Genomic DNA, 8692 nt, shown 5'->3' on the forward strand with positions numbered 1-8692 from the left:
CGCGACCCGACGACGTCACTGCCCGAAAATATCCGCAAAGGTCGACTTGTTCTTGGTCTCGTCCGCGAGCGCCTTGGCCGCGTCGAACGGCATCACCTTGATCGCCTCGCGCGCGGGGTAGCCCGGCGGCAGGGCGACGGCGGGATGGGCGGCGATGTAGCCCTGTTTCAGGGCGAGTTCCTGCCCGTCCTTGGACAGAACGAAATCGATGAAGGCCTTGGCGGCTTCGGGATTGCCGGTGTCTTTCAGGATGGCCACCGGCTCGGTGACGGCAGAGACGCCTTCCTTCGGAAACACGAAAGCGACGGGGGCTCCCTTGGCTTTTTCGCGGATCGGCATGTAGTCGACGATGACGCCGTAGAGCTTTTCGCCGCCGGCGACGCTCTTGAGGATATCGCCATTGCCGCCCGCCGCCATCGCGCCGTTTTCCTTCAGGCCCTCGTAGTACTTCCACCCGCCTGCGAGGTTGCCGGTGACCGTGGCCGCATGAATGAGCGCTGCGCCCGAATTGAGGGGACTCGGCATGACGAGCTGACCTTTGGTCTCAGGCGAGAGCAGATCCGTCCACGCGGCCGGCTTGAACGAGGCACGGGTGTTGTAGACGATTCCCGTCGTGATCAGCTTGGTCGAGAACCATTGCTTCTGTGGATCGTGTGTTCCGACCGGATACGCGGAAACATCGGCCTTCTCGTAGGGCAGCAGGCGCCCCTCTTTCTTGAGGCCTTCCATCGTCACGCTGTCGGCGATCAACAAGATGTCGGCCTGCGGCCGTCCCGCCTCGAACTCGGCGCGCAGCTTCGCGAGAATCCGCGGTGTGCCGTCGCGAACGAACGAAATGTCGACTTTCGGAAACTTGGCTTTGAACGCGTCGATGGTCTGCTGCGCGTCCGTGTTCGGCTGGCTGGTATAGAGAACGAGCTTGCCGGCCACGTCTTGCGCGGATGCGGCAGTGGACAGGAAAGCGGTGGCGAGAGCAGCCAGGAGAATGGGCTTCATCGTGATGGTCCCTGTGCGAATAGCCGAAACGGTGCTCCTGCCCTAAAGAGGGCCCGTGACGCTCCTGTGACAGACCCTCAAGACGATTGCCAGCGGACTTTAGTTCCGGCGCGGTCCCGAGCGACCAGGCGCCACAGCCGTTCAAGGTCGAAACACTTCGACCTTCTCGGCAAATCCCTCGACCTCGAAAGCGCCCAGGGGAAAGGGGTTGCCCCAGAGATGGTCGGCGAAGGGCTTGGACATCAGCAGCGGCTCGCTCAGTGTCTTGTTCAACTTCGCAACGCGGTTGGCCAAATTCACGTCCCGGCCGATCACCGTGAAATCGAGGCGCTGGCCCGATCCGACATTCCCATAGGCCGCCTCGCCGTGATGGAGAGCAATGCCGACGCTCAAAGGCACCGGAAACCGCCCTTCGACATTGGCGATCTGAACGCGCCTCAGAGCGCTTGTCGCGGCCGACAACGCTGCTTGCGCGGCGCCACCCGTATCGTCGCCTTTATCGCGGAAAATCGCCAGAAGGCCATCCCCGAGATACTTCAAGACCTGCCCGCCCTCCTCCTCGATCGGCGGCACCAAGCAATCGAAATAGTTGTTCAGCAACTCCACCGCGGCTTCGGGCTCGAGGGTGGACGAGAGCCGCGTATAGCCACGCATGTCCGCGAACAGGATCGCCGAGCGGATCCGCGTGACCTGCCCGCGCAGAATGGCGCCCGAAAGGATCTCGCGATGGGGTTCGTCGCCGACATAGATGCGCAGCACATCGTCCAGCCGCCCGCTCGTCGCGCGCAGCTCCGTTACGAGCCCGAATGTCGGAATCAGGAGCCGCATCACCGTCAGGTTCTCCTCGCTGAAACCGCCATCCGAGCGGGTCGCGAAGGAAATGGCGTTATGCGTACCGTTGATGAACTTGAACGGGATCGTTAGATACCAGCGATATCCCGCTTCCTTCAATTCCGGGATGATCGGAAAGCGATCGTCAGGCGTCTCCCGCAAGTCGACGAGCAACCATTCACCGGAACGGCTCACGTAAGCGAACGGGCTCGCTTCATAGACTTCCTGACGCCGATCGCCGTGCGGCAGGTAACGGACACTCACGCCCTCCTCTTTGGTCCAGAAGCGTCCGATGCCGGCATATTCGGAATGCAGGGTCTCGATGGCCGAAGCAGCCCGGTCTATCGGCAGGCCAAGGTCGATCAATCCGTCGAGAAAACCGACGAACAGGTCGTTCGGGTCTTCCATGCGCGCGCCACTCGTGACCAACCAGTCGCGGAGAGCAAGAACGCGCGACAGGGTTTGCGGGTCGAGGCTGCGAGCCAGCGACAGCATGCGCTCCGGATAGGAGGAGGTGAATGGCAAGGGGGATGAACTCATAACGCCTAGTTGGGTTCCAGCAGTCTCATCGGCAAGCGGCAGGGACGACAAAGTACCCATTTGTTCTTGTTTTGTCCACTTTAATTGTCGTCCCCAAGGCAGGAAATGAGATGGGAAAGGCTTGGCCCGGAACGACTCGATGCCTGCTCCGTTGAGTCGCGTCGATCCTGATTCGGGTGAGGATGGAGTTGTGCTATGGCGCCACGATCCAGTTGGCGGGGCTACCTCAAACTGTCTCATGTGTCCTGTGCCGTCGCCCTGTTGCCGGCCTCCACGACGAAGGACAGAGTATCGTTTCACATGCTCAACAAGGAAACCGGCAATCGGCTCAGGCGCCAATCGGTCGATGAGGGCACGGGAGACGTCGTGAGCACCGATGAGCAGGTGCGCGGATTCGAAGTCGCCAAACGCGAATACATCACCCTCGAAGACGACGAGATCGAGAGCGTCGCGATCGCGAGCACCCACACGATCGACATCGAGAGTTTCGTCCCGCGCTCCGAGATCGACGAGGTCTTCTTCGATACGCCCTATTATCTGGTGCCCGACGACAAAGTCGCCGAGGAGGCGTTCGCGGTGATCCGCGAAGCCATGACGCGCAAGGAGGTCGTCGGCCTGGGACGTGTCGTGCTGTCGCGACGCGAACGCATCATCATGCTGGAGCCGCACGGCAACGGAATGGTCGCGCAGACCCTGCGCTATGGGTACGAGGTTCGGAGCGCCGACGCGTATTTCGAAGACATCGACACCACCAAGATCCCTGACGAGATGCTCGAACTCGCAGAGCACATCATCGATCGGAAGATGACAGCGTTTGACCCGTCACAATTCGAGGATCGCTACCAGAATGCGCTCCTCGAGCTGATCAAGGCCAAGGCCAGCCACACGCAACCGCCGAAGATCGAGGCCCCGAAACCGACGAACGTCGTCAACCTGATGGAGGCCCTGCGCCGTAGCATTGGCAACGAGAAGGGCGAACCCGCGTCGAAAGGCGGAGCGAAAGCACAGCGCGCGGCGGCCAAAGCCACGGTCCCATCGGCGACGAAGAAGTCGTCCGCCAAATCCAGTGCTTCACCGGCAACGCCTCGGGGCGCCGCCAAGGGCGTCAAGCGAACGGGTTGACGTCTGTCGCGACGAAATCTTTGACAGGCCGGCCCTGCAACGGCTAGAGCCTCGCCATGGCCAGCATCGACACCCTTTTCGTGACCAAGGTCTATCGCGCCGAGATGAGCGGCGCGAGGGATCTTCGCCTCAACTCCGACCTGGAGGCAGCCTGCCTGTCCATCGCCGAGGATGACGAGGCGGGACAGCGCTGGTGCCTGAAACACGGCTATCCGGGTTACACGTCATACGCTTCCCTCAACGATCTGCCTTGGCGCATCCCGGTTTTCGGCGATCTGCTGAAGAGTCTCGACAAGCATGTGGCGGCCTTCACGAAGGAACTCGATTTCGATCTCAAGGGCCGCAAGCTCGAGATGGACAGCCTCTGGATCAACATCCTGCCGCCGGGCGGTGTCCACACGTCGCACATCCATCCGCATTCCGTGATCAGCGGCACCTACTACGTGACCATCCCGGATGGCGCGAGCGCCCTCAAGCTGGAAGATCCGCGCCTCGGTTTCATGATGGCGGCGCCGCCGCGCAAGCCGAAGGCCCGCCCTGAGAACAAGCAGTTCGCCTATCTCAAGCCGACGCCAGGCACGGTTCTTCTCTGGGAGAGCTGGCTGCGCCATGAGGTGCCTCTGAACGAGGCCGAGAGCGAGCGCATCAGCGTCAGCTTCAATTACGCCTGGCGGTAACCTCGCCTCAGGCCGCGTGCCCTTTCGGGTGCTCGTGCGGCAGGAAATACGTCAGCAATCCGATCGCCGGCAAGAACGCGCAGATCTTGTAGACCGTGTCGATGCTGGTCATGTCCGCGACCTCTCCCAACACGGCGGCGCCGAGGCCTCCCATGCCGAAGGACAAGCCGAAGAACAGCCCGGCGATCATGCCGACCCTGCCCGGGACCAGCTCCGTCGCATAGACGAGAATGGCCGAAAAGGCAGAGGCCAGAACCAGTCCGATGATCACGCTCAGGACGCCGGTCCAGAACAGGTTGGCGTAAGGCAGCGCCAACGTGAACGGCAACACGCCGAGGATCGAAATCCAGATCACATATTTGCGCCCGATCCTGTCCCCGACCGGGCCACCGAGGATCGTTCCCGCAGCGACGGCCGCGAGGAAAATGAACAGGTGGAGCTGGGCATCCTGCACTGAAAGCTGGAACTTCGCGATCAGATAGAACGTGAAGTAACTGCTGATGCTGGCGAGGTAGAAGTTCTTCGAGAAGACGAGCAGCATCAGGATCGTGATCGACCATCCGATGGTCCCCCGCGAATGCCGCGAGATCAGCGGAGGCCCCTTGGGCTTCGCCTTGGCCGCAATCATTTTGCCCTGATACCAGCGGCCGACGTTGAACAACACGACCATGGCGAGGAGCGCCACGGCGGAAAACCAGGCAATGCTCGATTGCCCGTTCGGCACGACGATAAACGCGGCAAGCAGAGGGCCGAGCGCCGAGCCGGTGTTGCCGCCGACCTGGAAGACCGACTGGGCCAACCCATGCTGCCCGCCGGACGCCATCCGCGCCACGCGGGAGGATTCGGGGTGGAAGACGGATGAGCCCATGCCGACAAGCGCCGCCGCCAGCAGGAGCATCGCGAACGAACCCGCCTGTGACAGCGTCAGCAAACCGATGAGCGTGAAGCCCATGCCGACGATGAGTGAATACGGCTTCGGCTTGAGGTCCGTGTAATAGCCGACGAGCGGCTGGAGGAGCGAAGCCGTGAGCTGGAATGTGAAAGTGATCAGACCGATCTGACCGAAATCGAGACGGTACGCGTCCTTGAGGACCGGGTAGATCGCAGGAATGAGCGACTGAATGAGGTCGTTCAGCAGATGGGAGAAACTGATGGCCAGGAGAACCGGAACGGCGACACCCTCGGCCACTTTTTGAACGRGCGTGGCTGGCAGTGCGGTCGATTTCGTATCCATGGCGGTCTTTTCTTGAACGTGTCGTGGCTTTGGCGTCAGCCCGTGGGAACGCGGCCATGTCCCCGATGTGCCCATATAGCCCCGAACAGCACAGACTGTCTTTTACAAACCACGCAAAGCTGGGTTGCCGACAGAACATTGCATCGACCTGTCGGCCGAGCCGCAGTTGCTTGACCACGGGATCGGCGAAGCTAGTTCCTCTCATGAGTCTTTCAGGGAAGAACACCAACTCCATGCAACAGCCGAGCTGGCGAGAGGTGATCTTCTCAATCAAGACGTTCGGCGCGGCGATGCTCGCGCTCTACATCGCGTTTTGGCTCAATTTGACCCAACCTAGCTGGGCGATGCTCACTGCCTTTGTCGTCTCGCAGCCGATCGCAGGCATGGTGGTGGCCAAATCCCTTTTTCGCGTCGTCGGCACGGTGGTCGGAGCGACGATTGCCCTGCTTCTGGTCGCTTCCTTCGCCCAGAGCGGCCCAGTCTTTCTGACGTTGCTCGCCCTTTGGATCGGGGCCGGGACATTCACATCCGTCCTTTTGCGCGATGCTCCGGCAGCCTATGGAGCCATGCTTTCCGGTTACACCGCCGCCATTGTCGGCATTCCGGCCGCTCTCGCTCCGGAAACAGCCTTCGACTACGCCTCCGGGCGTTGCATCGAGATCCTCATCGGCATCGGTTGCGCCACGATCGTGAGCCAAGTTGTCTTTCCGCGTACGGCGGGCGACGCGTTGCAGACGTCGGTGGACCTGACGATGAAAGCGGTCGCGCGCTGGGTCGGTGATGTGCTGCGCGGAGAAAGCCAGGACGACAAGGTGCTGGCCGACCAGCGCAAGATGATCGCGGACGTGATCGCACTCGACGCTTTGCGCGTGTTCTCGACTTTCGATACGCCGAAAGTGCGCGCTGCCGGCAATGTGGCACGCCATCTGCAAGGACAGTTCGTCACGTTGTTGTCCATGCTGGTGTCCATTCACGATCGAATGGGCGTGTTGCGAGAACGGGAGACGGCCCTCCTGCCGACCCTTCAACCTCTCCTGAACCGAACAGCGGCCCTCCTCGATCGCGACGACCCGCTCGTCCATGATCCGGCCGTCAGCAACGCGGTGAACGAACTCAAGCAGGAGATCGAACGGCGCCTCCCAACCTTCGAGGCCATGGCCCTTGATCACCGCAACATTCTCGTTCGCACCGTGTTGCTTCGGGTTCGCGACGTGCTCGATACGTGGCACCGCGTCCTCGCGTTGCGCAACAACCTCTTTTCGGGCACGGCAGTGAGCCTGCAAGATACTGGCCTATTGCCGGAGGCTGCCCCCTCCTCCGCCCGCTACCGGGATTATACGCTTGCGATCATCGCGGGCGCGATTTCGACGACGGCGGTTCTCGTCACGTCGGCATTCTGGCTCACCACAGGATGGTCGCAGGGAAGCTCCGCCGTGATCTTCAGCGGCATCATCTGCAGCATCCTGGCTTCGCTCGATGACCCCGCCGCAGCCGCCGGCAACTTTCTCAAGATGACGGCCCTCTCGGCGATTGCGGCGGCGATCTATCTGTTCGCCGTGCTCCCCTGGATCGACGGCTTCGGTTCGCTTGTTGCCGTCCTGTTGCCGTTCTACCTGCCCTTCGGCATCCTCCTGGCGATGCCGGGCGTTGGAACCCGCGTCACGCCGCTTGGCCTCAATCTCGCGGCTCTCCTCGGTCTCACCAACAACGGTGTTCAAACCGATTTCGCCACCTTCGCCAATTCCACCCTCGCGCTCCTCGCCGGCATCGTCTCGGGGATCCTGATGTTCCGGCTGTTGAGACCCTTGGGCGTCGAATGGACCATCCGACGCATCCGCCAAAGCGCCTTGCGTGATTTGGAGCGTCTCGCCGAACCCGAGAATCGCATTCCGCGTCCGCTCTTCGAGAGCCGCATGTTCGACCGGATCAACGCGCTGTTCTCACGGATCGACATGACGAACCCTGAACAGCGCGACATGATCCGCGCACAGCTGACGGGGCTTCGCATCGGATTGAACGTCATTGCTCTGAAAGCGGCGCGCGCCGACCTCCATCCCCCCGCCGCCGATGCCGTCACGCGCTTTCTCGCCGCCCTTTCAAACCATTTCGGCAGGCTGCGGTCCGGCATAGTCCGCGAAGGCACCCTGCCCGAGCTCGATCATGCCGTGGGCGCGGTTCTGGAGTACGGGGGCGATCGACCGGTGGAAGAGGTACTGGCTTCTCTCGTCGCGATCGGCAGCGCGCTTCACCGCCATGCCGGGTTCTTCGCGGTGTCGCGGCCGCTCATGCCTCAACGTCTGTCCACGGAGGCGCTGGCATGATCAAGGAAATCGATCTGTTCGGCGTCTTCCTGCCGCCGCTTCTCGCCTACGCCGCTTTCGCCTATGCGATCTGGTTCGTCGTGCGCCGTATCCTCGGCTTCGCCGGCCTCTATGGGGTCGTTTGGCATCCCGCCTTGTTCGGCACGGCCCTCTACGTTCTCATTCTCTCGGCTCTCGTCCTCGTGGCCTTTCGATAGGATCGCCCATCGTGACGCTTTCTCGAACTGCGCGCTTCGTCATCACCGCCTTCGTCGTCGCCCTTGCCATTGTGGCGGGCTGGTTCGCCTGGCGGACATATCTGGAGAATCCGTGGACCCGGGACGGCCGCGTGCGCGCCAACATCGTGGCGATCGCGGCCGATGTCTCCGGGCCGATTGCCGAGGTTCGCGTCAAGGACAATCAGGCCGTCAAGAAGGGCGACGTGCTGTTGACAATCGACCCAGAACGCTACCGCTTCGCCCTCGCGCAGGCGGAGGCCAACGTCGAAGGTCGCGAGCGCGAACGGGAGCAGCGCCGGCGTGAACTCGAACGCCGCAATCGGTTGTCTACGGCCGCCATCACGGCCGAGGCGCGCGAGCAGGCGGAGACGGCATTGTCGACAGCGGAGGCCGCCTACGATCAGGCCATCGCAGCGCTCAACACCGCAAGGCTGAACCTCGATCGCACCCAGGTTCGTTCCCCTGTCAACGGTTATGTGACGAATCTCCTGGTCAACCCGGGCGATTATGCTACCGCCGGCAAAGCGTCGCTGGCCATCGTCGACAGCGACTCGTTCTACGTGGTCGGCTATTTCGAGGAAACGAAGATCCGCAACATCCGCGAAGGCGACAGGGCCATCGTGCGTCTGATGGGGTTCAGCGAACCTATCGACGGGCATGTGGAAAGCATCGCGCGGGCTATCGTCGATCGCGAGACGATCTCAAACGGCGAGCTGATCGCCAACGTCAATCCGACCTTCAGCTGGGTGCGAT

8 protein-coding genes are annotated in these 8692 nt (G+C 62.0%); 5 read left to right on the forward strand and 3 right to left on the reverse strand.

The annotated features are described in order from the left end of the window. Positions 1-15 precede the first annotated feature (15 nt). Together AC1DT3_RS06575 and AC1DT3_RS06580 are read right to left on the reverse strand one after the other, a co-directional pair. Positions 16-996 (reverse strand): ABC transporter substrate-binding protein, encoded by a 981-nt coding sequence (locus AC1DT3_RS06575; protein WP_477464450.1) that lies wholly within the window; start codon positions 994-996, stop codon positions 16-18. A 141-nt stretch (positions 997-1137) separates the two neighbouring features. Beyond that, complete coding sequence (locus AC1DT3_RS06580; protein ID WP_477464457.1) at positions 1138-2322, reverse strand: adenylate/guanylate cyclase domain-containing protein; 1185 nt, start codon at positions 2320-2322, stop codon at positions 1138-1140. A gap of 240 nt (positions 2323-2562) precedes the next feature. On the opposite strand from AC1DT3_RS06580, the gene ku reads away from it, so the two are divergent. Both ku and AC1DT3_RS06590 read left to right on the forward strand, forming a co-directional pair. Further along, positions 2563-3489, forward strand: a complete 927-nt coding sequence (gene ku / locus AC1DT3_RS06585; RefSeq protein ID WP_477464451.1) for a non-homologous end joining protein Ku — start codon at positions 2563-2565, stop codon at positions 3487-3489. A gap of 56 nt (positions 3490-3545) precedes the next feature. Beyond that, a complete protein-coding gene (locus tag AC1DT3_RS06590; RefSeq protein WP_477464452.1) occupies positions 3546-4166 on the forward strand; it encodes a TIGR02466 family protein in 621 nt (206 codons plus the stop codon). A 7-nt stretch (positions 4167-4173) separates the two neighbouring features. On the opposite strand, the gene AC1DT3_RS06595 is transcribed toward AC1DT3_RS06590, so the two are convergent. After that, a complete protein-coding gene (locus AC1DT3_RS06595) occupies positions 4174-5400 on the reverse strand; it encodes an MFS transporter (RefSeq protein WP_477464453.1) in 1227 nt (408 codons plus the stop codon). A gap of 233 nt (positions 5401-5633) precedes the next feature. Between AC1DT3_RS06595 and AC1DT3_RS06600 the strand changes: the two genes are divergently transcribed. The 3 genes from AC1DT3_RS06600 to AC1DT3_RS06610 all read left to right on the forward strand — a co-directional run. Beyond that, positions 5634-7721, forward strand: a complete 2088-nt coding sequence (locus AC1DT3_RS06600; protein WP_477464454.1) for an FUSC family protein — start codon at positions 5634-5636, stop codon at positions 7719-7721. Then, on the forward strand, positions 7718-7918 hold the full coding sequence (locus tag AC1DT3_RS06605) for a DUF1656 domain-containing protein (protein ID WP_477464455.1): 201 nt from the start codon (positions 7718-7720) through the stop codon (positions 7916-7918). The genes AC1DT3_RS06600 and AC1DT3_RS06605 overlap by 4 nt, the downstream gene beginning before the upstream one ends. An 11-nt stretch (positions 7919-7929) precedes the next feature. Beyond that, positions 7930-8692 (forward strand): efflux RND transporter periplasmic adaptor subunit (locus tag AC1DT3_RS06610; protein WP_477464456.1); only part of this gene is annotated, 763 nt, incomplete at its 3' end.

It is taken from the genome of Microvirga sp. P4_G7 (genome assembly GCF_056401005.1).

What these genes read in the sequence shown, in the direction of transcription:
- AC1DT3_RS06580 (WP_477464457.1), bottom strand. Translation starts at nt 2,322, where the DNA reads ATGCTGTCGCTGGCTCGCAGCCTCGACCCGCAAACCCTGTCGCGCGTT.
- AC1DT3_RS06600 (WP_477464454.1), top strand. Translation starts at nt 5,634, where the DNA reads ATGCAACAGCCGAGCTGGCGAGAGGTGATCTTCTCAATCAAGACGTTC.
- AC1DT3_RS06575 (WP_477464450.1), bottom strand. Translation starts at nt 996, where the DNA reads ATGAAGCCCATTCTCCTGGCTGCTCTCGCCACCGCTTTCCTGTCCACT.
- ku (WP_477464451.1), top strand. Translation starts at nt 2,563, where the DNA reads ATGGCGCCACGATCCAGTTGGCGGGGCTACCTCAAACTGTCTCATGTG.
- AC1DT3_RS06605 (WP_477464455.1), top strand. Translation starts at nt 7,718, where the DNA reads ATGATCAAGGAAATCGATCTGTTCGGCGTCTTCCTGCCGCCGCTTCTC.
- AC1DT3_RS06590 (WP_477464452.1), top strand. Translation starts at nt 3,546, where the DNA reads ATGGCCAGCATCGACACCCTTTTCGTGACCAAGGTCTATCGCGCCGAG.